The 25669-nt window shown below is 60.7% G+C and carries 21 protein-coding genes; 6 read left to right on the top strand and 15 right to left on the bottom strand.

The window, feature by feature from the left end; translation table 11 throughout:
* The first annotated feature begins 203 nt into the window (after window positions 1-203).
* Both HPT27_RS16045 and HPT27_RS16040 read left to right on the top strand, forming a co-directional pair.
* Window positions 204-752 (top strand): YajG family lipoprotein, encoded by a 549-nt coding sequence (locus HPT27_RS16045; RefSeq protein ID WP_172245663.1) that lies wholly within the window; start codon window positions 204-206, stop codon window positions 750-752.
* A 307-nt stretch (window positions 753-1059) separates the two neighbouring features.
* Window positions 1060-1845 (top strand): TIGR04219 family outer membrane beta-barrel protein, encoded by a 786-nt coding sequence (locus HPT27_RS16040; protein ID WP_172245661.1) that lies wholly within the window; start codon window positions 1060-1062, stop codon window positions 1843-1845.
* A gap of 119 nt (window positions 1846-1964) precedes the next feature.
* Here the strand turns inward: HPT27_RS16040 and HPT27_RS16035 are convergent, their stop codons facing one another.
* Complete coding sequence (locus HPT27_RS16035) at window positions 1965-3239, bottom strand: AmpG family muropeptide MFS transporter (protein ID WP_211198074.1); 1275 nt, start codon at window positions 3237-3239, stop codon at window positions 1965-1967.
* A 78-nt stretch (window positions 3240-3317) separates the two neighbouring features.
* Between HPT27_RS16035 and HPT27_RS16030 the strand changes: the two genes are divergently transcribed.
* The gene (locus tag HPT27_RS16030) at window positions 3318-4229 is read left to right on the top strand and encodes a ketopantoate reductase family protein (protein ID WP_172245659.1); all 912 of its coding nucleotides are present in this window, start codon (window positions 3318-3320) and stop codon (window positions 4227-4229) included.
* 213 nt (window positions 4230-4442) lie between these two features.
* Window positions 4443-6191: a sensor histidine kinase gene (locus tag HPT27_RS16025; protein WP_172245657.1), complete on the top strand. Its 1749-nt coding sequence runs from the start codon at window positions 4443-4445 to the stop codon at window positions 6189-6191.
* Window positions 6192-6232: 41 nt separating this feature from the next.
* Here the strand turns inward: HPT27_RS16025 and HPT27_RS16020 are convergent, their stop codons facing one another.
* Window positions 6233-6640 (bottom strand): response regulator, encoded by a 408-nt coding sequence (locus HPT27_RS16020; RefSeq protein WP_172245655.1) that lies wholly within the window; start codon window positions 6638-6640, stop codon window positions 6233-6235.
* A 261-nt stretch (window positions 6641-6901) separates the two neighbouring features.
* On the opposite strand from HPT27_RS16020, the gene HPT27_RS16015 reads away from it, so the two are divergent.
* Complete coding sequence (locus HPT27_RS16015; RefSeq protein ID WP_172245653.1) at window positions 6902-7894, top strand: endo alpha-1,4 polygalactosaminidase; 993 nt, start codon at window positions 6902-6904, stop codon at window positions 7892-7894.
* 13 nt (window positions 7895-7907) lie between these two features.
* On the opposite strand, the gene HPT27_RS16010 is transcribed toward HPT27_RS16015, so the two are convergent.
* The 6 genes from HPT27_RS16010 to HPT27_RS15985 form a co-directional block, all read right to left on the bottom strand.
* On the bottom strand, window positions 7908-8693 hold the full coding sequence (locus HPT27_RS16010) for a metal ABC transporter permease (RefSeq protein ID WP_172245651.1): 786 nt from the start codon (window positions 8691-8693) through the stop codon (window positions 7908-7910).
* Window positions 8690-9625 (bottom strand): metal ABC transporter substrate-binding protein, encoded by a 936-nt coding sequence (locus HPT27_RS16005; RefSeq protein ID WP_211198073.1) that lies wholly within the window; start codon window positions 9623-9625, stop codon window positions 8690-8692. The genes HPT27_RS16010 and HPT27_RS16005 overlap by 4 nt, the downstream gene beginning before the upstream one ends.
* A gap of 12 nt (window positions 9626-9637) precedes the next feature.
* On the bottom strand, window positions 9638-10861 hold the full coding sequence (locus tag HPT27_RS16000; RefSeq protein WP_172245649.1) for a hypothetical protein: 1224 nt from the start codon (window positions 10859-10861) through the stop codon (window positions 9638-9640).
* Between the two features lie 75 nt (window positions 10862-10936).
* Window positions 10937-11239 (bottom strand): hypothetical protein, encoded by a 303-nt coding sequence (locus tag HPT27_RS15995; protein ID WP_172245647.1) that lies wholly within the window; start codon window positions 11237-11239, stop codon window positions 10937-10939.
* Window positions 11240-11480: 241 nt separating this feature from the next.
* Window positions 11481-11963, bottom strand: coding sequence for a DUF456 domain-containing protein (locus HPT27_RS15990; RefSeq protein ID WP_172245645.1), 483 nt, complete (start codon window positions 11961-11963; stop codon window positions 11481-11483).
* A gap of 30 nt (window positions 11964-11993) precedes the next feature.
* Window positions 11994-13487: a protein adenylyltransferase SelO gene (locus HPT27_RS15985; RefSeq protein ID WP_172245643.1), complete on the bottom strand. Its 1494-nt coding sequence runs from the start codon at window positions 13485-13487 to the stop codon at window positions 11994-11996.
* 210 nt (window positions 13488-13697) lie between these two features.
* On the opposite strand from HPT27_RS15985, the gene HPT27_RS15980 reads away from it, so the two are divergent.
* Window positions 13698-14252: a YecA/YgfB family protein gene (locus tag HPT27_RS15980; protein WP_172245641.1), complete on the top strand. Its 555-nt coding sequence runs from the start codon at window positions 13698-13700 to the stop codon at window positions 14250-14252.
* A gap of 151 nt (window positions 14253-14403) precedes the next feature.
* On the opposite strand, the gene HPT27_RS15975 is transcribed toward HPT27_RS15980, so the two are convergent.
* The 7 genes from HPT27_RS15975 to HPT27_RS15945 form a co-directional block, all read right to left on the bottom strand.
* The gene (locus tag HPT27_RS15975) at window positions 14404-15945 is read right to left on the bottom strand and encodes a cryptochrome/photolyase family protein (protein WP_172245639.1); all 1542 of its coding nucleotides are present in this window, start codon (window positions 15943-15945) and stop codon (window positions 14404-14406) included.
* Entirely contained in the window at window positions 15938-16231 is a 294-nt protein-coding gene (locus HPT27_RS19660; protein WP_172245637.1) for a DUF2256 domain-containing protein, read from the bottom strand. The genes HPT27_RS15975 and HPT27_RS19660 overlap by 8 nt, the downstream gene beginning before the upstream one ends.
* 161 nt (window positions 16232-16392) lie before the next feature.
* Entirely contained in the window at window positions 16393-20610 is a 4218-nt protein-coding gene (locus HPT27_RS15965) for a hypothetical protein (protein ID WP_172245635.1), read from the bottom strand.
* A gap of 296 nt (window positions 20611-20906) precedes the next feature.
* Window positions 20907-21464, bottom strand: a complete 558-nt coding sequence (locus HPT27_RS15960) for a flavin reductase family protein (RefSeq protein ID WP_172245633.1) — start codon at window positions 21462-21464, stop codon at window positions 20907-20909.
* Window positions 21465-21572: 108 nt separating this feature from the next.
* Window positions 21573-22610: a zinc-binding dehydrogenase gene (locus HPT27_RS15955; RefSeq protein WP_172245631.1), complete on the bottom strand. Its 1038-nt coding sequence runs from the start codon at window positions 22608-22610 to the stop codon at window positions 21573-21575.
* Between the two features lie 11 nt (window positions 22611-22621).
* The gene (locus HPT27_RS15950) at window positions 22622-23215 is read right to left on the bottom strand and encodes a GNAT family N-acetyltransferase (RefSeq protein WP_172245629.1); all 594 of its coding nucleotides are present in this window, start codon (window positions 23213-23215) and stop codon (window positions 22622-22624) included.
* 198 nt (window positions 23216-23413) lie between these two features.
* Window positions 23414-25573: a PQQ-dependent sugar dehydrogenase gene (locus HPT27_RS15945; RefSeq protein ID WP_172245627.1), complete on the bottom strand. Its 2160-nt coding sequence runs from the start codon at window positions 25571-25573 to the stop codon at window positions 23414-23416.
* Window positions 25574-25669: the final 96 nt, after the last annotated feature.

The raw sequence follows: 25669 nt of genomic DNA, 5'->3' as shown, positions 1-25669 counted from the left end.
GTGCCGTGATACCGGCAGCCAGCGCAAATCGAACCGTCGGCTTTCATCCGACTGACATGCTTGTCATCGATGCTGCGCAGCAGCAAATTATCCGCAGCGTGGCTGGCCAGCACTCGCCGAAACGCGCAGGCGGCCGCTATCATGCGCGCCATGTCGCCGGCCACTGATCCGGTCCTCCATCAATGCTCTGGGAGTTTTGCACCATGTCTCGCCTCGCCTCACTGCTGCCTGTTGCCTTGTTGACACTGCTGTCCGCCTGCGCCACCGGCCCGACCAAAATCCTGCTCGACCCTGAAGTCATCGCCGCCGGCTCGTCGCTGGGCTCCGGCCAGACCGTGCAATTGCAAGTCAGCAGCCTGCCAAGCTCGGCGGCAACCGGTCAGCCCCATTTTGATCTGGAGCGGCCTGTGACCGTTACCGTGAAGGAAAAGCTGGCCGGCGGCCTCGCCGCGCACCACTTTCAGGTCAGCGATGCCAGCGCAGAGCGGCAGTTTGTCGTGACCATCCAAAAAGCCGAACACCAAATCAGCCACACGGTTTTGCGCGACACCATTGCCGTGGAAACGGTTATCGAATTCAAGGCCATCACGCCGGCCGGCACCCGTTCCCGTACCTTCAACGACAAGCGCTCGCGGGAAGTCGGCGGCACCGCCAGCCTCGGTGAGGTCAGCGGAGAAATGAACCAGTCACTCGGCCACGTTCTGGCACGTGCGCTAAATGATGCGGAATTGATCGCATTTCTGGGCCAGTAATTCGCAGACACCGGCGGCACCACTCGCCGGTTCAGGCACCGTTCCCGGCCATGGCGCCGACTTGCAAACGGCCGGGAAGCGGCTACGCTTCAGACAACCGCACCGACAGCACTGATTGTCGGTCAGACTTTCCACAAGGCGCTGTTCCAGATTCTTGGGCAACGCCCTTTTTTTTTGCCCATAATTTGCCCAGCACGGCCGAAGCCACGACGGCCGGCGGCAAATTGCCAACCACCGCACTCGCCGACGACCGTTGCCGCTGTTAAGCTTGCCCCGACGCTGCACTTGCGTATCAGGAGAACCCACCATGAGTCTCAACATGAACAGCATGAAAAAGAAGACCCTGCTCGCCGGCCTGCTGCTCGCCGGCACCCTGCCATTGTCGGCCCAGGCTGACACCATTTTCGGTGTCTATGCCGGTGCGGCGCGCTGGAGCCAGGAATACAGCGGCAACTTCGCCAGCGAAACCAACGGCACTGCTACCTCCATTGATGTTGAAGACGATCTGGCAATCGATGATTCGGATGGCAACTCGCTCTGGATTGCGCTGGAGCACCCGGTTCCGGTATTGCCCAATATCCGCATTGAACGCAACGAGCTGAAAAGCGACGGCAGCAATGTGCTGAGCCGCGCTATCACTTACGACGGTGATACCTACAATGCCAGCACGACGGTCGTCACCGATTTTGATCTGAGCCACAACGATTACGTGCTGTATTACGAAGTGCTCGACAACTGGGTCAACCTGGACCTCGGTCTGGATATCAAACAGTTCGATGGCAAGATCCGCCTGAGCGGCAGCGGCCAGAGTTCAGAAGAAGTGCTCGATGCCCCGGTACCTATGCTTTATGTCGCCGCCAAGTTTGACCTGCCGCTGACCGGTCTGTCATTTGGTGGTCAAGCCTCCGGCATCAGCGCTGCTGGCGTCACAGTCAAGGACATCCGCTTCAATGTCGCCTATCAGTTTGCCTTTGGCCTCGGCATCGAAGCCGGCCAGCGCAACATGTCCATTGAGATCGACCCGGATGAAGAAGATGTCTCCGGCGATCTGGAATTCAAAGGCAATTATGTCGCCGCGACCTTCCATTTCTAGTCGATGCTGAGCATTTTTCCTTAAGTAAGTCTTGCTAAAGAAAGACTGTCTGAACCAAAACAAAGGCGCCATCCGGCGCCTTTGTTTTTTTTAACCTTATCGTAAAACCGTCAGAAAAATCAGCGCGGCTCGGCATTCGCCACAGCAGCGTCTTTAGGCTCGTGCCACGGTGCCACCTTGAGCAGCAATAGCATGCCCGGAACCGCAACCAGCGCGCACAGCAGATAGAATTGGGTCCAACCCATCGCCTCAACCAGATACCCGGTGCTGGCGCTGACAAATACCCGCGGAATCAGCGCCAGAGCCGTCAGCAAGGCGATCTGGGTGGCCACAAATGCAGGATTGGCGAGCCGGAAAATAAACGCCGTGAACGCGGCCGTGCCGCAACCGATGGCCAGATATTCCCAAGTGATGACACCAGCAAGCCAATACAGATTGAGCTGTTCCGCTGGCAATGCGGAAAACAGCGCGAACAACAGGATGCTGGAAATCTGCGCCAGGCCAAACAGCCACAACGCGCGATTGATGCCAAGCTTCAGCATCCAGATGCCACCGAGCATGCCGCCAATGACGGCCGGCCACAACGTAGCATTTTTGGTCACCAGTCCAATCGCGGTATTGCTGAAGCCCATGTCCATATAAAACGGCGTCGCCAGCGCGACGGCCATCGAGTCACCCAATTTGTACAAAAACATGAAAGCCAGAATCAGCAATGCCGAACCCGTGCCCTGCCGCTGAAAAAACTCCTTGAACGGTTCAACAACGGCTTGCTCCAGCCGCATCGGCGGCTGGCCTCGATGACTCGGCTCCGGTGCCCACAGCGTCAGGAAGATCCCGAGCGTCATGAACCCCGCAACAATCTGGAATACGGTCGACCACGGCATATGATCGGACAGCACCAGTGCCAGCGCACCGGGCACCAAACCTGAAATGCGAAAGCCATTGACATGTATGGCATTGCCCAGACCAAACTGTTGCTCCTGCAACAGCTCACGCCGATACGCATCCAGCACGATATCCTGGCTGGCGCTGAAAAATGCCACGCCAATGGCAAGCAGCGCCACGGTTTGCAGATCCGGCTGCGGCGCCAGCCAGGAAAAGCTGAGCATCACCGCCAACAGCAAAATCTGGGTCAGCAGCATCCAGCCGCGACGGCGACCCAGCAGCGGCACGTGATAACGATCCAGCAGTGGCGCCCAAAGGAATTTCCAGGTGTACGGAAACTGCACCAGCGCCAACAGTCCGATCGACTTCAGGTCGACACCTTGATCGCGTTGCCAAGCCGGAATCAGATTGATCAAAAAATAGAACGGCAAGCCTGAAGCAAAACCGGTCAACACGCAGTACAGCATTTGACGCGTCCAGATGGCGCGCCACCACGACGGAGCTGGCAAGATGAATTTCCTGTTCTGGCCGGTTCGGCCCTGTGTTGTAATCGCCGGCCACGTTACTGAGCGCAGCAAGGAAAGGCAATGAACTGGCACATTCTCGGCGCTGGTGCTCAAGGCTTGCTGTGGGCAGCGGCGCTGACCGAAGCCGGACAGCCGGCCAGTCTGTTGCTGCGACCGGGCAGTCAGGAGTGCACCCGCCTGCTGACGCTGGAACGCGCCGGTCGCAGCCTGGCTGTCGCCATTACCTGCGCGGCCGTCGGTCAGGCCGAATCGGTACAGCGCCTGCTGCTGACCGTCAAAGCGCCGGATGTCGAGTCGGCACTGCTGGCGCTGACGCCGAATTACCCCTCACTGCGACTGGTTGTGCTGCTGCAGAACGGTTTGGGCGCCGAAGCGATTGCCCGTCGGCTGCTGCCGGAACAAACCGTGATCTGGCTCGGCACCAGCACCCATGGCAGCTTTCGCCGCAGCAGCCAGCACGTGGTGCAGGCCGGCACCGGCGGTATCTGGCTCGGACCCGGTCGCGGCACGCTGCCTCCGGCCGAACACGCAGCCGCTCTCGCCTCGCTGCAAGCCACGGCGCTGCAGGTACAGTGGGACGATGCCATCGCGACCCGGCTCTGGCACAAGCTGGCGGTCAATGCCTGCATCAATCCGCTGACGGCACTGCTGAACTGTCGCAACGGCGAATTGCTCAGCCATCCGATTGCCCAGCGCTGGCTACCACCGCTGGCTGCGGAAGCCGCCGCGGCAGCCACTGCCGCGGGTCATGCCATTGACGCCAACGGCCTGCTGCAGCGGGTCACCGCGATTGCCGAGGCGACCGCCGCCAATTACAACTCGATGCAGCAGGACTACAGCCAGCATCGCCGCACCGAAATCGATTTCATCACCGGCAGCCTGATCGAAGCCGCGGCCCGCAACGGGGTACCCGTTCCACATCACCGGGACTTGCTGGCACGCGTTCAGCAACGACAAAGCAGCGGACTTTGATCACTGTCACAGCGCCAAGCAGCCGGCTGCCCCAACCTGACAATTCCTGCCTACAATCTCTGACAGCAAGTTGCCGTTGGCAAATTCAGGGGCTTTTCAGTCCCAACCGATACCCGGACAGGCTGTCCAACCATCACAATAGCGCCCCACCTGCAGCAGCCTCAGCCTTGGTTGCCAGTAAGGGGTGACAACAACAAGAGTGAGAGTGTCGTCATGATGACATTGCGAGTGCGTCTGGTTCTGGTCATTGCGGTGCTGGCCCTGCTGGCCAGCCTGCTGCTGATCGCTGTAGGCCAGAATGCCGCGACTGTACGAGCCGCCGCCATTGACGCTATCCATGAACAGCAGAATCAGCAGGCCAGTCGCGCGCTGCAATTGCTGTTCGAACAAACCCAGCAATTCCTCGAACGCACTGCCCAGGATCCGCGCGTCCGCGATCTGATCCGCAGCGGCGCCCAGCCAACGGTGGTGCGGGAATTGTCATTGGCCGAAAACAGTTTCGGTTTTGATGTCGTGCTGCTGCATGACCGCTCCAGCAACACCTTGTACCTGTCCGATGCCCCGAGCCGCCCCGGCGAGCTGTATGGCATCGGTGATTATCTGTTGCAGCAATACAGCGACAAGCCAACCAAGCAAGGCACCGAAGTCCTGCTGCGCGAACGCGCCGTGCTGCTGCTGAGCGAAACGCTGCGCAGCGAAGGGCAGGCGCTTGGCGTCGTGATGGCCGGTCTGCCGCTTGATGCCACGCTGGCCAAGACCCTGGAAACCCGCACCGGTTTGCCATTCCAGTTCGATGCCAGCGGCGACAGCGCCGGTGAAGCGGTGCCGTGGCCGGTAGGCGTTACCAGCAGCCACCGACTGACGCTGGCCCCGATCACCAACCTGCCGACCGAAACGGCGTCGCTGTGGTGGCTCGGTGCACTGGCTGTGTTGGCCCTCGGCGCGGCCGGCGCGTGGTGGCTCTGGCAGGATGGCATTCGCGATGAACAGGCGCGCGCCGCCTTGCTTGCCGCAGTCCAGCGTGAAGCCGAAGGTCAGCGCGGCAGTCTGGCCGGTTTGCGCCCGAGCCCGGAAACAGCCAGCCTGCAACAGACATTGCTGCAATGGCAGCAGCAAAGCGGCAATCAGCAACAGCAGTTGGAAAGCCAGTTGCAGCGTTTGCGCAGCCAGCACGATCAGCTGGTCGAGCAGACTCGCCACGTGCTGCGCGAACGCGATGTCGCGGTCAACGCGCCGCGCACCAAGAGCGAATTCCTGTCGCGGATGGGCGATGAAATCACCACGCCAATGAACAGCATGATGAGCATGCTGCACCTGCTCGATCAGTATCGGTTGCCGCAGGAACCGCGCGAATTGCTGACCATTGCCAGCCGCGCCGCCCGCACCCTGGTCGATAACCTGAACAACATCCTGGAATTCTCCAAACTGGATGCCGGTCTGTTGAAACTGAACAAGCAGCCGGTGCAGGTGCATCCGCTGGTGGAATCGGTGGTCAACGAATTTGCCCATCACGCCACCGCCAAGAATCTCAAGCTGAGCCACAGCATCAACATGGATGTGCCCGAAACCACGCTGGCCGATGAGGCGCGGGTCAAACAGATTCTCGGCAATCTGGTTGGCAATGCGGTCCGGTTCACCAAGGAAGGCGAAGTCGGCGTGTTTGTCGACGTGCTGGAAAAAGACAACCGGAAACGGCTGCGCTTCTCGGTCAGCGATACCGGTCAGGGCATTCCGAAAGATGCCCAGGCCGGTTTGTTCGACTCGCTCGACAGCCGCTCACGGCTGACCAATGCCAGCTTCGCCGGTCGGCTGCGGCTGATCGTCTGCAAGCAGTTGTCGGAATTGATGGGCGGTGAAATCGGGGTCAGTTCAGAAGTCGGCAAAGGCAGCCGATTCTGGTTCACGATGGCGCTGGAACCGGTTGCCCGCGAAAATTCCCAGGAAAACAAAACGCCGGCTTGATGCCGGCGTTTTGTTGTTCTTACTCACGCGTTTGAGTCAACTCAAACGGCGGCCCGACTGGCCAGCAATTCGCGCACCGCAACCGATAAATCGGTAATCGGCACCGGCTTGGTGAACACCCGATCGGCGCCCATGCCGGTGGCAAATTCAAGATAGTTTTCCGGCTGGATTTTGCCGCCGCCAGAATAGGCAATGATGCCGACAGCCGGCGCCACTTCGCGCGCCTCGGCGATCAGTTCCAAGCCCTCTTTGTTGGGCATCAGCAAATCCGTGATGATGATATCGGCCGGCTGGCGACGAAACAGCCGCATCGCCACTTCACCGTCTTCGGCCTGCATGACGGTATGACCGTCGCGCTGCATGACTTGCGTCAGCATGCGCAGCACCGTGGGATCATCATCCACGATCAGGACCAGCGCCATCTTGGCTGCATCTCCTTGGTACAACATTCCTGCATCTCTCCGACGACCGTTGGGAAAAACAGTCATCTCTTGGGCGTTTCCTGCCCGCTCGGGTCAGGTGAAGCATAACGGAAGGCTGGCGGGCTTGCATCCCGCGCTGTCAACTGTTTGTCCAGCAACTCAGACCAGTATGCCCAAATTCGGTTTCATTTTGGTACTTTTGTCTTAATTAATGCAAGCAATCCGCCCCTGCCCAAGCGGACCGGTGCCGGCTAGCATGGCGACCTTGCCTGTCTTGATGAACTCACCATGCTCCGTCGTACCACTACCCGCGTCATCTCTCGTACTCTTCGGTTGATGACCCTGCCCGCCGTTCTGCTCACCCTGCTGGGCGGCTGCGCCGCGCTGCCCGCGCTCGACAGCCGTGATTTTGATGCCCGCAGCTATCAGCTCTATTACGGCAACGACAGCGCCGAGTTGCAGCGGCTGAGCGCGTCGCTCGGTGACCATGAAGTGCTAATCCTCGACAGCCGGAAAATTGCCCCGGCCAGCCTGCAGGCCATGCTGCAGCGCGCCCGGGACAAGCAAGCTCGCGTGCTCGGCTATCTCAGCATCGGCGAACTCGACAGCCGCGAGCGGGCTCGCTTTGACGCCTTCGTCGCGACCCTGCCGGTTGATCAGCAGCAGCCGTTCGAGCAATTGGTGGTGGAATGGAATGACAAATTCGCCTCCTGGCGCATCGATGTCAGTGCGCCGCTCTGGCAACGCTGGTTGCAGCACCAGGCCGAGCAACTGGCCGCACAGGGCTTGCACGGTTTGTTCCTCGACACGCCGGACACCGTCGACCGCTATCTGACGCACCCCAATTGGAGTCGCGAACAGCGCATCGAAAAAACCCGGGCCATGATCGATTTGATTCGCGCTTTCAAACAGCAACGGCCGCAGGATTTCATTGTGCTCAATCGTGGCCTGAACCTGATCGGCGAAGCCGTGTGGTTGAACGACGATGGCAGCGACACCATCGCCGGTCTCGCGCTGATGCAGCCGCATCCGGACAATCCGGATGCGGTGCTGTACGAAAATGCCTATGCCAGCGATGACCCGTGGACCCAGCGCATCGAAGCCGATTTGCGCGCGACCGCCGCAGCCGGCCGCACCCAGGTGTTCACGCTCGGCTATCGCGACACCATCGGCGATGCTGCGCGCTTTTTTGCCCGCAACAACAGCGACGGTTTCATCGGCAGCTTTGCCGCGTCCAGCACCTCACTGCATCAAACCGGTACGGAACCTGCCGTGCGCTGAACGCCGACCTCACTCAATGCGCCGCTGGCGCTGGCGCGTTGCCTTGCGGCGCCGGCAACAGCCAGCGCGAGGCCACGCCGCAGCAGGCCAGCGACCAGACGATGACCGCACCACTGGGCAAATCGAGCAGCGCCGACAGCGTCAGCCCCAGCGCATAACCCGCAATGCCGATCGCAAACGCAGTCAACTGGCGCCGCCGGCCGGTCAAATGATCTGTGGCCAATGCCGGTACGATCAAACTGGTGAACACCAGATAGACCCCGACCAGTTGCACCGACTGGGTAATGGCAATGGCAAATATGGCGTAGAAACCAAAGCCTTTGTTGGCGCCGTGGCGCAGCCACATCGCGATCAGCAAACCGGCACTGACCAGCGCTGCCGTTACGATCTGGGTCGTGCTTACCCACAGAATCTGGCCGACCAGCAATTCCTTCAAATGCTCGCCGCCATGCGGATTGTTGGCCAGCAGCAAAATCGCCGCCGTCGCCGCCAACGCAAACGACGTGCCGATCAGCGCTTCCTGTTTGTCCGGCCATTTGCCGTCCGACCAATTGAGCACGGCGCCGCCGATTAACGCCGCCGCCGCCGCCGCGACCTGCACCAGATAGCTGTGTTCATCAATGCCGGCGTACTCGGCCGCAATGACGCCCAACGCGGCAATCTGGGCGATCGCCAAATCGATGAAAATGATGCCGCGCGCCAGCACTTGCTGACCGAGCAACACATGCGTGCTGAGCACAATCAGACCGGCGACAAACGCCGGCCCGAGTATGCTGAGATCCAAGGCATCCCAATTCATTTCGCCACCTTCAGCAACAAGCCAATGACGTTGTCATACCAGGCGATCAAATCGGTGGATTTGTCATCGCCACCAATCGACTGCGGCAAACTCACCATCGGAATGCCGGCACGTTCCGACAACCATTCCGATGGCCGCGCATCCTGATAGGTCGCATTCATCACCGCCATGACCGGCTGCGCTTTGATGATCTGCAGCACTTCCTGCAGATGCGCCGTGGTCGGCGGCAGGCCGGGCTTCGGTTCCATCATGGCGACCGCATTCATGCCGAGCCAATTGAGCAAATACGTGAACGTCGAATGCTGGACCACGACGTTGCGACCTTTCAACGGCGCCGCCGCTGCCTCCCAGCGCGCGATGGCTTTTTCCCAACTGTCTTTGAAGCTGGCGAAATTTTTTCGATAGCCATCAGCATTGGCGCCATCGAGTGCTACCAGTCGCGCTGATAACGCCGTTGCCACGGTCAGCATCCGGTGCGGATCAAATTGCACATGCGGATTGCCCTGCGGATGGACGTCGCCCTGCGCGCGATCCAGCGCGCCCGGTTTTTCCAGCAAGCTGACCGTATCCGCGGCGAACAATACCCCGTTGCCGCTTTGTACCCGGCTATTGCCTGCCTGACGTTGCAGCTGTGGCAACCAGCCCACTTCCAAATCAGCGCCGGAGCAGACCACCAGATCGGCACGCCGCAATTTGGCAATCAGGCTCGGCCTGGCATCAATGGTGTGAATGTCCTGCATCGCGGTCGTCGCGACGTAGACACTGACCTTGTCGCCACCAAGCGTTTGCGCCAGCGCGCCCCACTCCTGCTCGCAGGCAAACACTTCCAGCGCCAGCGAACGCTGACTGATCAGCAGCGTCGCGGCCAGAATGATGGCTTTTTTCATGCCGTGCTTTTTCATCGCGATGGTGTTCATAACGGTATCGTTCATGTCGGCCTGTCCTCAGAATTTGTGGGCGCCGTGGGCGCCGATGGCGACCACGTATTGCAACGCGACGCTGTGCTCGCGATCACCATCCGGGCCATCAAAGACCGACAGCTGGCCGCGCAGCAAACTGAATTCGGTGTGCTGCAAACCCAGCACCAGACTGTAACCATCACTGCTGTCCCCGCTGGCAAAAGGCGCCGGGGCACCGGCATCACCGGTAACGCGGTCCACCCGCAAACCAGCCAACCAACCGCTCGGCCATTTGTAGGTGGCTTCGGCATAACCGCCGCGGCGGCGGCTGTTCCAATCGCTGCTGGCATTGCCATCGATTGCCTGCCAACTGCCATCGCGATCTTCGGCAAACCATTCGGTGCGGGCGACCAGCTCGCCTTGTTTGCGATTGCCATTCGGCGCCCACTTCCAGGTGAGATCGGCAATGGTCAGTTTCAGGTCGCCGGTAAAGCCGTCATCGCCGGCCTCGGTGCTGGCATTGAGTTGCGAAAGCCCCGCCAGCCAGCTGCTGCTGACACCGACATCGCCACCGACATGAGCAAACAGCGTGTAGGCGCCGCGGCCATCGTGGCTGGCGCCCTGAGCCGGGTAGCCATCACCGCGCAGATATTCGCCACCGAGCTCGACGTAAAAATCGGTCGGCAACAGATAGCGAAGCTGGACACCGTTATCGCCGTAACCGTGATCGATGAAGCTGCGATAAACAAAGGGCCGATCCAGGAAATTGTCGGTGTGTGAATGGTGATGATTCAGATAGCCGATATCGGAGAGAAAGCGGCCCATTTTCAAAGTGAAGCCATCGGGCAGTGCGGTCGACTCGATGTAGGCTTCCTCGACGCTGACCTCGCTGCTGCCATCGGCTTCTTCGAAGGCAACCGTGGTCTGGGCATACCACTGATCATCCACGCTGGCGGACAGCGTCATTTCGCTTTCGCCGAGCGAGAAACCCTGACTGGCGGGTGCACCCTCTTCGGTCACCATGAAGCCGGGCAAGGCAAACGCATCGGGGTCGATGCTGCTATCGCTGTAAGTGCCCATCAGAATCAGCGAAATCGCCGGGTTGAACGCGTTGGCCGAAGACGGGGTAGACGGCGCCTGCTGGGCATTGCGCAGCTCGTCAATTTGCTGCTGCAAAGCCGCGATGCGCGCATCGGTATCGGGTTCGGCGGCCATCACCGGCACGGCCAACACCACGGCGGACGCCGCGGCAATAAAGCGAAGAGTCATGATCAATCCTTGCGTACGGAATAGAGATGCACACCGCGGTCGTCAGGCGACGGCGGTGCAATGCAAAACCACTACTCAGGCAAGGATGGGAGGGCCGCGCGCACGCGCGATCAGTCGGGCAGACTCGACTCGCGCATCGGCGTAAACAGGAAAGTCCGCGACGACAACGGCCGACGGCAACTCGTCAGCGACAGCGGTCGGGAGCGGCGTGTCGGCGTTACCAAACGCGACACAGGTGGCACAGACAACGCCAGCCGGGTGGGCTTCGAAATCCAGCTTGTGCAGCACACCGGCTGCCTGCGCCACCAACATCGCGAACGCCAGCACACTGGCCAGCCAGCGCTGGCGTAGCAAAGCATGTGCGGTGAACGGGAACATGGTCTGGTGGGACTCCGATAAAGGCGCGAGCAGCCTACGCCAGCCCGGTCAGGTCCGGCAAGGGCAGTATTGCGACGGGCGATTAACCCAGGCTTAAAAGCCCCGGGTCGACCGCTCTTCCCTTTCGCAAGTTACCGGGAACGCTGGCGCCAGAACGCCATCGGCATGCACTTGGACATGATCGGACCCAACCAGACCCGGCCAAATCCGGCCAAATCCGGAATGACCCCGCTGGACCGCGCTACAGAAACCAGGCCAGCGCAAAAATGCCGAGCATGGCAAAGGCAATGGCGATTTTGGCAATCAGGCCGAACATGACGCCAAGCCACGCGGCAAATCCCACCTTGGATGCACGCAGCTGATCACCGTGGCTCAGTAATTCACCCAGCACGGCACCGACAAAAGGGAAGATCAGCAGTCCCCAAAAGCCGACCAGCACCCCCATGATCGAGCCCAGCGTGGCGCCGATGATCGCAGCTTTGGTCGCACCAGCCTTTTTGGCGCCGAGCGCGCCAGCCAGCCAATCGGCCGCGAACGACAGCAGCATCAGCACAAACAACCACCAGACCGTGGCTGTACTGATGCACTGATAATCTTCAATCCACGCCGCCAGCCACATGCCGGCAAAAAGGAAGGTCGCGCCCGGCAGCAGCGGAAAGACAATGCCGACAATGCCAATACCGATCAGCGTCATCACTGCCGACCACAACAGAAACGTTGTCATGCCTGCTCCGTGTATTTCTTTCCAACACCATTACGACGAACAGGAAATCTCCAGCTCGCGCGACCAGTCTGGTGGCAGCGCCGCGTAGCGCTCGTGCTCCGGTTGCTCATCAAACGGTTTGCGCAGCAAGGCATGCAGCGCCTGCACTTCACTGAAATCGCCGGCCTCGGCCTTGGCAATCGCCTGCTGGGCCAGATAATTGCGCAGCACGTATTTCGGATTGTGCCGTTGCTGTATCGCCTGCCGCTGCAGATCGATGCTGCCTTCGCGCGCCAACCGCGCCCGCCAGCGCTGCAGCCAGTTTGCGGCCGCCTCGCGGTCGGCAAACTCATCGAGAAACCGGCGGTCATCGTTGCCCGATCCTGCCAATACACTTGACCCAGTCGACCCGCCGGTCAGCTGACTCAGCGCCCGGAAACTGCGCGGATAATCGGCGCCTTGCGCGGCCATCAGCTGCAGCAAACTGGCCGACAGCTCGCGATCGTCGTCTTCCGGATGGGTCAGACCGAGCTTGCCACGCATCAAGGTTGAATACTGTTCGATGATTTGCGGCTCGAACTCGGCCAGCGCCTCAGCCAACTGCTCGCGATCCAGCAGCGGCAGCAATGCTTCGGCAAACCGGCACAGATTCCACAAGGCCACTGTGGGTTGCTCGTCAAAAGCATAACGACCGCTGGTATCGGAGTGGTTGCAAATGTAAGCCGGGTTGTAACGGTCCATGAAACCAAACGGCCCGTAGTCCAGTGTCAGGCCAAGCACCGACATGTTGTCGGTGTTCATGACACCGTGGGCAAAACCGAACGCCTGCCACTGCGCCAGCAGTCCGGCGGTGCGCCGGACCACGTCGCGGAAAAATCGCAGACCGGCGTCGGCCTCATGCCGATGCTGAGGAAAATGCTCAGCGATGGTGAACTCCAGCAAACGCTTCAAGGCGTCATGCTGATTGGTCATCGCAAAATACTGGAAAGTACCAAACCGGGTGTGGCTCGGCGCCAACCGCAGCACGGTTGCGCCTTTTTCTGGCGTTTCGCGATACACGGTTTCACCCGAACCGATCACACACAGCGCGCGGGTGGTCGGAATGCCGAGCGCATGCATGGCTTCGGAACAGAGAAACTCGCGGATGGATGAGCGCAGCACCGCACGACCATCGCCCATGCGAGAGAACGGCGTCGCCCCGGCACCTTTCAGATGCAGTTGCCAATTGCCGCCGTCGCGATCACGCACTTCGGCCAGCAGCAACGCGCGGCCATCACCGAGCCGCGGCACATAAACCCCAAACTGATGGCCCGCGTACACCATCGCCCGCGGCTCCCAGCCGCTGATCGACGCCGCACCGGCAAACAGATCGGCAAACGCCGGCCGCTCGGCTTCGCTCGGGTCCAAATCAATCAGTGCCGCCGCATCGGCACTGAACGCCACCAGCTGCGGTGACGCCAACGGTGTTGGCGTCACCGGCACCGAAAACGGTTCGGCCAGCGCGGCAAAATGCGCGTGATAGTTGAGATCTTCAAGACGAGCCATTGGCGATTCCACGGCTGCCACGCCATGGCAGCGACTGATCCGACAAACAGGTGGCCAGTATACGGCGGCTCATGCCTCCCTGCTGGCGGCAGACTTTCCGGCGCCGAGCCGGTTTGCCGCTTTCATCGGCGCAGGCCGGGTGCGAGAATGGCGCAACCCAAGGCGCGGCCGGTACCGCCTGCGCCTGCCGTCACTGTCACGAGGTAAATCATGACCATTCCATCGCCGGCCGATCTGGCCACCTTACAGGCGTTCCTGGTATCGGAGGCCGTCACCGAGGAGTGTTATGACTACGTGCAGAGCCATGGCTTTCTGACCGCGCTGGCGATTTCACCGATCGAAGTGCCGGAAGCCGAATGGCTGGCTGAAATTTTTGTCGAGCCGCCGGAATACGCCGACGAGAACGAGCAGCAGGAAATCGAAGGCACGCTGCGCAACCTCGCCGATTACATTTCCCGCGAACTGTACTCCGGTAAACCGCTGCGCCTGCCCTGCCCACTGCTGCTCGGCGATGATCCGGATGCGGCGCCCCTGCGCGGCTGGGCGCTCGGCTTCATGGACGGCGTCAGCCTGCGTGAAGATGCCTGGTTCGAACCAGATGAAGAAGAAGTCGGCGAACTGCTACTGCCAATCGCGCTGGCTGCCGGCGTCTTTGAAGACGACCACCTCGATCAGATTTATGAAGATCCGCACCGGCTGCGCACGGTGCTGGCGCAAATCCCGGATGCCATTTCCGAGCTGTATCTGTTGTACCGGGAAGAATAGCGATCACCGCCGGACTGTGGCACACGCTCGCCGTATGGGTGAGCTTGTGCCAAGCGCGTCAAAATTCAGCCCGTCAAAAAGGCCCATCAAAAAAACGCATCGCAAAAACTGAACGACAGAGCCCTGTCGTCACCAAACAAAAAAATCCCATTCACAGCGTCTCAATCGCCAACAAGTGCTGCTGCGCCTGCGCCAGCACGGCCGCGCGGTCGGCGTCACTGCGTTTTTGCCAGCCACGGACAATCGGCCGCATCCGTTGATTCACCAGCCAGCGATCGGCATGCCGGTCGATAAAATGCCAATACAGGCTATTGAATGGACACGATCGGTCACCGGTTTTCTGGTTGACCGCGTAGTGACATTGCGCGCAATGGTCGCCCATCCGATGCAGATAAGCGCCGCCTGAAACATACGGCTTCGAACCCAGCAGGCCGCCATCGGCAAACTGGCTCATGCCGCGAGTATTGGGCAACTCGACCCATTCGATGGCGTCGATGTAAATGCCGAGATACCAGTCATCAACGGCATCCGGATCGCAGCCGGCCAGCAAGGCAAAATTGCCGGTGACCATCAGCCGCTGGATATGGTGGGCATAGGCATTCTGCAGCGAACCGGTAATGGCTTGCTGCAAACAGCGCATCTTGGTTTCGCCGGTCCAGAACCACCACGGCAGCGGCCGCTGGTGCATCAGCACATTGCTCTGGCGATAACCCGGCATGCGCGCCCAATAAACACCGCGGACATATTCCCGCCAGCCCAGAATCTGCCGGACAAAACCTTCGACCGCCGCCAGCGGATAGCGATCCGGTTCGTCAGCGTGTGCCGCGACGGCAGCGTTGACGACTTCCTGCGGACTCAGCAATTTGGCATTGAGCGCGAACGATAACCGGGAATGAAACAGCCACGGCTGACCATCGACCATGGTGTCCTGAAACCGACCGAAGTACGGCAAGCGGTGGTGGATGAAGCTGCGCAGATCTGCTTGCGCCATGCGCCGCGTGGTCGGCCACGGAAACGCCTCCGCCAGGGATTCACCAAAATGCGGAATACCGGCCGCGATAATTTCCTGATGCAGCGACCGCAGATCCTGCTGGCGCCACGATTCGACCGGAACAGCCGGGTCACCGTCCCAGCGCTCACGGTTGTCGGCATCGTAATTCCACTGACCGCCCAACGGTTCGCCCGACACCGTCAGCAATACCGCGTGGCGCTTGCGCAGGTGCCGATAAAAATATTCCATCCGATAGGATTTGCCGGCGAAGAAATCCTGCACGGCTTCGCGCTGACCGTAAAAATGCTCGGAATCGTGACAGCTGACCTGCTTGCCCAGTGCGCGCAAGCGCTCGGCCAGCTCGCGCAATTGCTGATCAAGCCGCCACTCATCCGGCAGCTGATAGGCAAACGCACCGCACTGCCATTGCGTCATGGCGTGCTCGATCAATGCTGGCAAGCTGAGCGCGCTGTCGGCATCACCAATGCGCACATATTCGACCCGATGGCCGGCGCTGCGCAGCGCCTCGGCAAATCGGCGCATGGCGGCAAAAAATGCCAGCAGCTTCTGGATATGGTGTTTGACGTACTGGCTTTCCTGACGCAACTCGGCCAGCAGATAAATCACATCGGGCCGCTTGTCGCGATACCAGGAATGGCCGGCATGCAGCTGGTCGCCCAGAATCAAACGCAGTTCAGCCATGATGTTCAGACTCGTGCTGCGACGTCAGTGCGTCGCGATAGCGGTCGTGTTGGTTGCGGCGATTGCTGTCGTGTTGCCGGGTTTGATTCAGGGTGCGATTCGGGTCGCAACTCAGATCGTGCTTCAGCTCAAGCTTCACTTCATCCGTCGGTCGCCAACGCCGGCACCGATCCGAGCAATAGCGCACCGTATCCCAGACTCGCGCCCAGCGCTTGCGCCAGCGAAACGGCCGCTGACAGACCGGACACATTTTTTCTGGCAGCTCGCTCTTGCTGACACCGCGCATGCCTGCTCCACCGGATTTCTGGCTTACATTCCCGTTCGGCAGCCATTCGCTCAGCGCATCGTTGCTAGCCAGTCCCCACTCTGGACAAGACAGCAACCGCCCGAAAACGAACAACGGGCCGAATGGCCCGTTGTGTATTACGTCTGCGGACGCCGCGCCGATCAATTGGCTGGCGGCTTCTCGTCAGGTGCCCCGCTTGATACGGCGTCAGGCACCGTTGCGGGTACCGCCGCGGTGCCGGCCGGTTCGCCGCCCACACTGGCGCGCACCGGCTTGATCGGTTTGTGCTGCCACAGTCCGCCGACCTGCAGCGCGGTCCAGGCCAGCTTGACCCAGCGCAGCAAGGCAAAGCTGAGCCAGATCGCCCACAGCAGCATCGCGCCCTTGTACAGCCACATTGGTGCCGACAGCACGCTGACGCCCGGCAATTCATTGCTGCTGTAATCGGCAAACCAGTTCAGTTGATTGCCGTAAGAGCCGTTGCCGGTCAGCATCATGTCGGGTGAAGACAGCAGCGCTGCAGGCACCGAACCGACGAGTACCAATACGGCGACAATGCTCAACCCAAACAGCACAACCTGCTTCAGATTGAAACTGCTGGTGGGCGCATTCACCTGCCGCTCGCGCCAGCGCAACGCGACAAACCAGGACACCAGCAACGCCAACACCCACCACGACACGGTCGACAAACCCAGACCGAGCAACAACCAGTCACGGAAAGGCAACGCAGTCAAACCGCTGCGCGCCAGCACAAACGCCAGCGCAACAAACACCAGCAAGGCGCTCCAGTACAGCACGGCCGGGCCAAGGCGCGGACCGCTGGTGAACAGAATCCAGCGGTTGTCCGGCATGGTCAGCGAATACTGAATATTGGCGGCCGGCAAACCGAGCGCGATGGCCGGAACGCCCTGCTGCCAACTGACATCATGATGATCACGGTAACTCAGCGTCAGGCTGTGCTCGCCCGGCAGCACCGGCACAGTCAACACACCCTCGCGCGGCCGCATCGTTTGCTCGCGACCATCGAGCTGCAGCGAATTCAGTTCGATATCGGCCGGCAAGCGCAGCGCCTGTTCACCGCCCTGGGTCGCGCGGTACTTCAGCATCAGCGAACCGTTGCCACCACGCAGTCCCTGCTCGTGCTGCAGCGTGACATTGTCAATGGCGAGCGTCGCACCCGCCAGAATGGTCGGCCGCGAAATGGTCACCGTCAGTTTTTCGCCCGGTCGCGGCGCAAAGGTTTGCAACCAGTCGGCGCCGTCTTCATTGGCGATCTGCGGCGTGCCTTCGGTGGCGACGCGCCATTGGTTGTCCGGCGCCAATTGCCAGATCTCGACATAGGGCGCCGATTCCGGTGCCAGCAACTGCAATTGTTCGGCCCGCGCCAACGTGCTGCTGAAACTCTTGCTGTCTTCACTGCCGGCAAAATCCAGTTGCAGCAGACCGGCTTCGGCTTTCAGCGTGTTGTCCTGCACCGCTTCGCCGGCCAGCAAAGGCAATTGCAAAGTAAACGCGCCATGCGCTGGCGCGACCCGAATGACCCGGGTATCGACGCGCCATTCATCGGCAAAACTCAGCGTGCGTTCGACCCGGACAAACGGCGGCACACTGAGTTGAGTCACCCCGGTGCCCGCTTTGTCGGTTGCATTCGCCTCTTTACCAAAGCGCGCCGAGCGGGTCAGGGCCAGCGCACCCGAAGGCAAGGTATCCAGTTGCAGACCGCTGGCTTCCCAACCATCCAGCTGCACGTCGATGCGGCGCGGTTTCAGCGGAAACGCCAGCGTTACTCGATCACTGCCGGAGGTTGGGCCGCTGAGTTGCAGCCGATGTTTGCCGGCTGGCAACCAGACTTGCACCGCACTGCCACGCAAGCGCGCGACACTGCGCTCACCGTCACGGCTGACGCTGACCGGCAACCAATCACCGGCGCGACCGGGTACCGGTACTGCAGTCGGCACCAGCGCATTGATCTCCAGACTGATGTCGATTTGCTCGCGACTGGCGCGGACAGTGACGCTTTCGACATCGGCACAATTCGGTGCGCATACCGGCGGTGTCAGCAGTCGGGTTTTCAATTCCTCCAGCAATTCTGGTGAGGGTATGTCGGCCTGTGCCGGCTGCGGCGCCAGCGCCGGCATCAGCAACAATAACACGACCGCCAGACCGAGTTTCTCGCGGGCAAATCGCAGCGCTTGCACGCCAGTCAACTCACGGGCAATGCGCAGGAACCAGCCGGCAAAAATCGCAATCGCGGCCAAAATCACCAGCACCCGAACGCTGTACGGCAATATCCACAGCGACAATTCCTGATTCGCATCGACCGGGCCGGACCATTGCAGGCTGTAGCTGCGCCATTGCCAGGCGGGAATACCGTTGCCAGCCTGACTGATCGAGTTGTCGCTGTAGGTTTGGTAGAGATCGCTTTTTCTGATGCGAGAACCTGTCACTTCGATACGCTGCTCCATCGCTTCATCACCGCGTGAGCTGGATATCCCTTCTTCCCGACGCAGGGCCAGGGTCGGCGCTTCGCTTTCGACATCTGTACGCTTCATCCGCGGTTCAGCTGGTGCTGGTGAAGCAGCTTCATATTGCACCTGTTCTGCGGCTACCGGCCCATAGCCGCCGTAATAAGCGCCGTCACGAGCCTCCAGTTGTGGATGCAGCAACGCGCTGATCTGACCGGCAAAGAACGGCACCAGAATCAGCAGCAGCGCTGCCAGACTGAGTGCACGATAACGGCTGAGCCAGACCAGCAATTTGCCGCTGGCATAGCGACAGGCCAGCAAGGCCAGTGCCGCATTCGGCAGCAACCAGATCGGCATGTCTGGTTCGTGATACAGAATCGCGAAACCGACCAGCATCAGCAACGACCAGAGCACACCGTAAAGTTTGTAAATCAGCACCGCGGTCAGTACCAACACAAAGGTGTCGAGCAGGTTCCAGCGTTCAAGGAAACTGTCCGGTGCGCTGTCGACGCCCTGCGCGGCCAGCAAGCGATAACCGGGCGGCAGATGCAGTTGCAGTTGGGCGCTGTCAAAACGGTTTTGCCAACCGGTCGCCGGCATGGCGCCGTTACGCACCAACTCGCCACTGGCTTGCAAACTGATGTTGCCAGTGCGCAGCTCGATGCCACGGCGATCAGTCGTTGCTGTTGGCGAGTCGGCCGTCAGGCTGCTGATCGGTAGCGCGGTGCCAGCCTCGCTGACTTGCATCAGCTGATACGGCGCGGCCATATCGAGCCGCCAGTCACTGCGCAGCGTGCCGTCAATCTGATCACGAAACGCATAGGTGCTACCGTCAAAGCGCAGCCAGAGTTGGCGGTTCAATTGCAGGGCATTGTCGGTCACCTGACGACCGCGACTGCGTTCGGCGATGTACAGGGTTTCACCCGCGCGTACCCGCAACGCCGGCAATTGTTGCCACGCTTCCGGCACGTCGGCCTGAACCGGATCGATTGGTGCCCCCCCTTCCAGACTGGCTGCGCGCAAGGTTTCGCTGCTCTGCCAGGACCAAATCGCTTCGCTGGGCCAGAGACCATTTTCGGCGCGCACACTGAGCTCGGTCGGCAATTTTTCGGCGCGGCTTTGCAAGGTCAGTTGCCAGTCACCGGCGCGCAGCTGCAGGTGCAGCAAGCCTTGTTCATCGAGCCGGGCGGCCAGCTTGCTGGTCATTGCGGTGGGGACAAACCCTTCTTGCAGTGGCTTGCCAAGCACCACTTCACGAGCGCTGCCGGTTGCGGTGATCAGCAATACCGTTTCCAGCTGCAGTGGCAAGCCGTCCTGCAGACGTTGATACACGCGCAGCTGCACCGTGTCTTGCACCGTCGCCTGGGTCGGCCCGGTCGCGAGCACCAGTGCATTGCTTTCCCGCTGCGGTTGCGGCACGGCGCGACCATTGAGTCGCAGATCGATCAACACCAGCGATGCCGGCAAGGCCAGATTGCCCGGCAATTCGCGCCAGCGAAATTCACCGCTGACGGTCAGCTTGCCGGGGCCGAGCAGCAACACCGGCAGGCCATTGCGTTCGACAACGGGCAGTGCGTGCACACCATCACTCAGATTGCGCGGCCAGCGGTCGCGATCACCGGGCAACACCACCGCCGTTTCGCGGCCGCCGAGCACTTCAATCGGCAAACTGAAGCGGGCACCGTTGCTGTCTGCATCCAGCCGCAGGCTGCCATACCAGACACAGGCAAAGTCGTTGGCATCATCGCCTTCCTGACCATGGCTGAGCGGGCAGCGGCGAAATTCCTCACCGTGCAGCGCCCAATCACGCCACGGCTTCAGTGCTTCCGGTACCGCGACCGCTTCGGCCAGCACCACCGTGCTGCCGAACAGCAAGCTGCACCCTGCCAACAGACTTACCAGCCAACGCTTCATTCCCTTCTCCTTGTGGCGTGCCGTCGTACGCTGCGTGTTTGCAACGGCAGCGCATTCGCTTTTGCGCTGTCGTTGCTGCCATCGGCTAACGCTGCCGACGGTTGCCCGCAACACGGCGGGCACAATGCGAGGGTCGATTATGTTCGGGTTGTGCCAGCGGCGAAAGCCGGCCGCCGTCAAGCCGCAAAATAAAACCCGGCAGCGAATGGACGCGGGCGTCCGTTCGTTGTCGGGTCTCGGCGTGGTTGGGCCCGGCCTGATCGAGGCGGCGGTTTTCTGTAACAGAGGGATTCGAGTCAGTCGGCGCGGAAAGATTCACCGGTGGCGAAAAATTCACCACCGGCCATGTAGTGCATGGTGCGGCGCAGCGGGTCAGCCGGGAAATGCCAGCGGCCGTCGGAGAAGACATCGTCGTCAGCATACGCGGCCAACACTTCGGCAATGAACAGATCGTAACGCCGACTGGCATCGGCAATGACCCGGCACTCCAGCCAGCCAACACAGCCATGCACCAGCGGGGCGGCAATATGCTGTGCCGCAAACGTGTCGATGCCGAACCGGGCAAATTTGTCGCCCTCGACCCCGCTGACCGAACCGACGGCCAACGTTTCCCGGGCGATGGCGCGCGTCGGAATCTGCAAGGCAAATTCACCGCTGGCATCGACCAGTTTGCGGGTCAGCGTGTTGGCGTCGATGACGACGGTCAGTTTCGGCGGATCGAAATCCAGCGGCATCGCCCACGATGCCGCCATGATATTGCGCTGGCCCTGATGGGCGCTGGTCACCAGCGTGACCGGACCGTGAGTCAGCAGTTTGTAGCATTTGGCCAGATCGACCGGACGACGTTGTGGCACAGGAAATTCCGATGGCTGAGCGTAAAAGAAATGGTGAAACGCTGGGGTCAGAAATCGGCGCGGGAACAGCCATCCGGCACAGCAAACCAGCAAGCTGACTCAAAAAAACTAACCCGGCAATTCCAGCACCACCTTGCCGACCGAACGACCGGAACGCAAGCACTCCAGCGCAGACGCAGCGTCAACAAAAGTGAAACGATGCCCCACATGCGGCGGTGGCAGCGCCAGTGCTTGCACGTCGGCCAGCAATTGCCGGAACAAGGACTGATGCTGCCACAACCAAATCAGATTGAATGCCAGCACTGATTTGTTGTCGCTGATCATCGCGAGTGCGTCGTAGCGTGGCCGGGTCAGGTATTTCCAGGCGATTTTCAGCCAATTGGGTCGGCGTTTGCCGGGCGCATAGTCGGCGGCACCAAACACCACCAAACGACCGGTCGGTGCCAGCGCCGCAAACGATGCCTGTTGCACCGGACCGCCGATGGCATCCAGCACCAGATACAGCGGCCGGTCCGCCAGCGCGGCGCACAACTGGCTGGCAAAATCCGGTGCGCGGATCAACACCTCGGCAAAACCCTGCTGCTGCAAAAATTTTTTCTTGTTGGCGTCACTGACCGTGCCGATGACCGGCACACCACGCGCTGCACAAATGCGCATGGCCTGCAGACCGACACCACCGGCAGCAGAATGGATCAGCGTCAGCCGACCCGGCGCCAGTGCGCCGAGATCATTCAAGGCATACCAGGCCGTAAAGGTCTGCACCAGAAACGCGGCACCCTGGCCAAAATCCCAATTGTCCGGCAACGGCGCCAATTGCGCTGGCGCGACATCGACAACGCTGGCATAAGCGCCAAAGCGAATGCAGCCCATCACCCGATCGCCGGGCTTGAAGGCGGCTTCGGCAGACGGTTCGAGATGGCTCGCGATAACCACGCCGGCAAATTCCAGACCCGGAATGAACGCCCCGCTCGGCGTTGCGGAATACAAACCGGTCAAGGCAAAAATGTCGGCGAAATTCAGACCGACCGCGCGCACGGCCACGCGCACCTGGCCAAGCGGCAGCTCCGGCAATGGCTCGTCCTGCAAGTGCAGATCGGCAAGATTGCCGGCGCGCGGCGTGCGCCAAACGCGGCGGGTATCAGGCATCAATGGTGCGATCACCGTCTCGGCGCACGCTCGGCACCGGGCCATGGTCCCGGCGGCTGCGGCGGCAAATTACGCTTTTCCACTTCGCGATCGTAGGGCTTCAATCCGCGCGCCAGATAATTGTTAAGTGCCGCCGGGTGATCAAGCGTGCAGGTATGCACCCAAACCCGATTGGCGGCCCAGGCCCAGGCATCGGCCAGGCATTGCGACAACAACCAGCCACCGATGCCACGGCCGTGAAACTGGCCAATCAAACCGAAATAACTGATCTCGACGCTGCCGTCATCGTTCTTGTGCAGCTCATAGTAACCGGCCGGCGTGCCACGGCTGTAGCAGACAAACGTGCGGTGATTGTTGCCACCAATGGCTTGTTGCCATTGCGCATACGTCCACGGCAACCGATCAACCCAATACCAGTCGCCACCGACCGCGGTGTACAGAAAACGATTCAATTCCGGCAGGGCTTCCTGCGCTTCGATGATGTGCAGCGTCGCCGGATCCGGACAGGGCTTGGCCTGCAATTCCTCAATGCTGCGCATCTGCAGGTATTGCACATCGATGGATTGGGTCGGATAGGGTGAAGCACTCGGTGGTGTCGTTGACATGGCAGGCATCCAAAAAAACTGTGCGAAAAAGCCAGCTGCTTGAGAAGCAGCGGGTAAAAAAAGTGATTCAGAAAATCGAAAGGCCGGTCTGTGAAAAATTACACGGCGCACGGTTCAGCAAGCTTGTATCCAGTGTAGCGAGGCAGCAAGCAGGCGGCTATTGCGTTGACGAAATTTCCGCGGCCAAACAGGGAGGGCTCAGTTGCAGCCGGTCAGGCTGTTGATCCAGTCGGCGATCAGGCTGGCGCCGGCGGTATCGGCCAGTGCCGAGGCCAGCGGCGGCATCGCATAGGCATCGCGCCGACTGAGGCGATTGTGCAGCAGCGAACGGGCCACCGCCCCCGGCGCGATCAGACGGGCGTCGGCAATCCCCAGATCGCCGGTCTGCGGCAGCGCATTGCAAGTGCTGGTTGCCGCAAACGATGTTGAATGCCGCAGATCCATCGCCACCGGCGCACTGGCCGGCCGGTGACAATGACTGCAGTTGCTGTGCAAATAACTGCGCGCACGCGCCGTCAGCGTGGCCGTGCTATCGCTCGGATCAGCGTAATGCAGCGCACGCGCCGTGCTGGTCAGCGTGCTGCTGAACCAGCCAATGTGTTGCCAGGTATCGAGCTGATTGGCGGTGATGCCGCTGCGGGCATACAGCAGCGACCGATTCAATTGCCCGGCTTCCGGCCCAAGCACAAAACCGGCAGCCGCGGTGTGGCATTGCAGGCATTCGCTACCGGACGGGAAATGCCAGCTCTGGCCGCCGATCAGTTTGTCTTTGCTGCCGCTGAGCAGATCGGCATCGGATTGATCGGCGCGCCATTCGTAGCTGTAGCCACGCCAGCCATCGGCATGGCGCATGAACAACCGGGTTTCGATCAATTGTCCGGCCAAACGAAAATGTTTCATCAACACCGAGCCGACCGGAAACACCATGTCACCGTCGGCTTGCACGCTGATATGACTGCCATCCGGAATCGCCGCGTAACGCTCCTTGTCGGCGCCATCGGACCAGAACGGACTGTTGATCGCATAGGGCACAGCCGCGTCGACCGCTTGCGCCGGCGCGCTGGCACTGACACAACCGGTTGCTGACAAGTGCTCGGCGACGCTGCCGGGCGTGCTGGTACCCGGCGTCAGTTGGTAGATGTTTTCACCGGCACTGCCGGACAACGACAGCGCATACAGTTCGCCAGCATTGTCTTCGGCAATTGAAGACGGATTGCCACTCAAGGCGGTCAGCATCTGGGCGGTGTAACTGTTGTTTGGCTCGGGCTGCAGCAACCAGACCTTGGCGCTGCAGTAGTCGGTAAACAAATAGCGGCCCTGCAAGGCCGGCAGCGCACTGCCGCGATAGACATAGCCACCGGTAACCGAACAGCCCTCGCTGTGGTTGTATTCGAACACCGGCAGTTTCAGGCCGGTTTGATTGCAACTGCCTCCACCATAGCAATGCAGGCCTTCCATGGTGTTCCAGCCGTAATTGCCACCGCGCTCGATTTTGTTGATCTCTTCGTATTCGTTTTGCCCGACGTCAGCGGCCCACAAGTCGCCGCTGACCCGGTCAAAAGAAAACCGCCAGGGATTGCGCAATCCCCAGGCATAAATTTCCGGCTTGCCGCCACCGCCGGCAAACGGATTGTCGGTGGGAATTGCGTACGGCAAGCCGCGATCGGCATCGGCATGGCTGATATCGATGCGCAGGATTTTGCCAAGCAGGACATTGGTGTTCTGGCCGTTACCATCCGGGTCGCCGCCGCTGCCACCATCACCCAGCGCGAGATACAGAAAACCATCCGGGCCAAACGCCAGCTGGCCACCGTTGTGATTGGAATACGGTTGGCGCAATTGCAGCAGGATTTCTTCATCGGCGGCATTCAGGCTGCCATCGCCGCGCCGAACGATCCGCGACAGATACGAAGTCAGCGGCGAACCCCCGGTGTAATAGACATAAACCTGGCCGTTGCTGGCGTATTGCGGATGAAAAGCAAATCCGAGCAAGCCGGATTCGCCGCTGTCGAGCACGCGAGCGGACAGATTCAGTACCGTGGTCAGCGCGCTGGCATTGGCCTGATTGGCAAAGCGTTGCACCAGACCGGATGTGCGTACTGCATAAAACACGCTGCTATCGCCCGGCGCCTGATGCAGCCCGACCAGGCCGGACAGCGACGGCAATTGCGGAAACGCGGCGGTCCAGCGGATGTCGGTCGAGCCGACGGTGTCGGGCGCGATGCAGCCCGGATTGGCAGGCCGACTGGCCAGACCGCTGCTGGGCGGCGCGGTCGATGGCTCATCATCGCCGCCACCGGAACCCAGACCGCACCCCGCCAAGCTCACGCCCAATGCAAGCATCCAGATGCCGCGCATGGCCAACCTCCTGTTCTTGCCGAGTTGTCGAGTTACCGTTTTGTCGTTTTGTCGAACTGCCGTATCGCCGAGCTGTCGAGTCGAACGATGTCCGCC

It is taken from the genome of Permianibacter fluminis, assembly GCF_013179735.1.
Taxonomy (GTDB): Bacteria; Pseudomonadota; Gammaproteobacteria; order Enterobacterales; family Permianibacteraceae; genus Permianibacter; species Permianibacter fluminis.
Note: the sequence above shows the minus strand (reverse complement) of the source record. Positions and strands in the feature narration are given on the sequence as shown.

Excerpts from the sequence above, each read along its gene's own strand:
- HPT27_RS15945 (WP_172245627.1), bottom strand. The coding sequence starts at position 25,573 with ATGCGCGGCATCTGGATGCTTGCATTGGGCGTGAGCTTGGCGGGGTGC.
- HPT27_RS15950 (WP_172245629.1), bottom strand. The coding sequence starts at position 23,215 with ATGTCAACGACACCACCGAGTGCTTCACCCTATCCGACCCAATCCATC.
- HPT27_RS15955 (WP_172245631.1), bottom strand. The coding sequence starts at position 22,610 with ATGCCTGATACCCGCCGCGTTTGGCGCACGCCGCGCGCCGGCAATCTT.
- HPT27_RS15990 (WP_172245645.1), bottom strand. The coding sequence starts at position 11,963 with ATGACAACGTTTCTGTTGTGGTCGGCAGTGATGACGCTGATCGGTATT.
- HPT27_RS16020 (WP_172245655.1), bottom strand. The coding sequence starts at position 6,640 with ATGTTGTACCAAGGAGATGCAGCCAAGATGGCGCTGGTCCTGATCGTG.
- HPT27_RS16030 (WP_172245659.1), top strand. The coding sequence starts at position 3,318 with ATGAACTGGCACATTCTCGGCGCTGGTGCTCAAGGCTTGCTGTGGGCA.
- HPT27_RS16000 (WP_172245649.1), bottom strand. The coding sequence starts at position 10,861 with ATGACTCTTCGCTTTATTGCCGCGGCGTCCGCCGTGGTGTTGGCCGTG.
- HPT27_RS16005 (WP_211198073.1), bottom strand. The coding sequence starts at position 9,625 with ATGAACGATACCGTTATGAACACCATCGCGATGAAAAAGCACGGCATG.
- HPT27_RS16040 (WP_172245661.1), top strand. The coding sequence starts at position 1,060 with ATGAGTCTCAACATGAACAGCATGAAAAAGAAGACCCTGCTCGCCGGC.
- HPT27_RS16045 (WP_172245663.1), top strand. The coding sequence starts at position 204 with ATGTCTCGCCTCGCCTCACTGCTGCCTGTTGCCTTGTTGACACTGCTG.
- HPT27_RS15995 (WP_172245647.1), bottom strand. The coding sequence starts at position 11,239 with ATGTTCCCGTTCACCGCACATGCTTTGCTACGCCAGCGCTGGCTGGCC.
- HPT27_RS15985 (WP_172245643.1), bottom strand. The coding sequence starts at position 13,487 with ATGGCTCGTCTTGAAGATCTCAACTATCACGCGCATTTTGCCGCGCTG.
- HPT27_RS16015 (WP_172245653.1), top strand. The coding sequence starts at position 6,902 with ATGCTCCGTCGTACCACTACCCGCGTCATCTCTCGTACTCTTCGGTTG.
- HPT27_RS15975 (WP_172245639.1), bottom strand. The coding sequence starts at position 15,945 with ATGGCTGAACTGCGTTTGATTCTGGGCGACCAGCTGCATGCCGGCCAT.
- HPT27_RS19660 (WP_172245637.1), bottom strand. The coding sequence starts at position 16,231 with ATGCGCGGTGTCAGCAAGAGCGAGCTGCCAGAAAAAATGTGTCCGGTC.
- HPT27_RS15965 (WP_172245635.1), bottom strand. The coding sequence starts at position 20,610 with ATGAAGCGTTGGCTGGTAAGTCTGTTGGCAGGGTGCAGCTTGCTGTTC.
- HPT27_RS15980 (WP_172245641.1), top strand. The coding sequence starts at position 13,698 with ATGACCATTCCATCGCCGGCCGATCTGGCCACCTTACAGGCGTTCCTG.
- HPT27_RS16025 (WP_172245657.1), top strand. The coding sequence starts at position 4,443 with ATGATGACATTGCGAGTGCGTCTGGTTCTGGTCATTGCGGTGCTGGCC.
- HPT27_RS16010 (WP_172245651.1), bottom strand. The coding sequence starts at position 8,693 with ATGAATTGGGATGCCTTGGATCTCAGCATACTCGGGCCGGCGTTTGTC.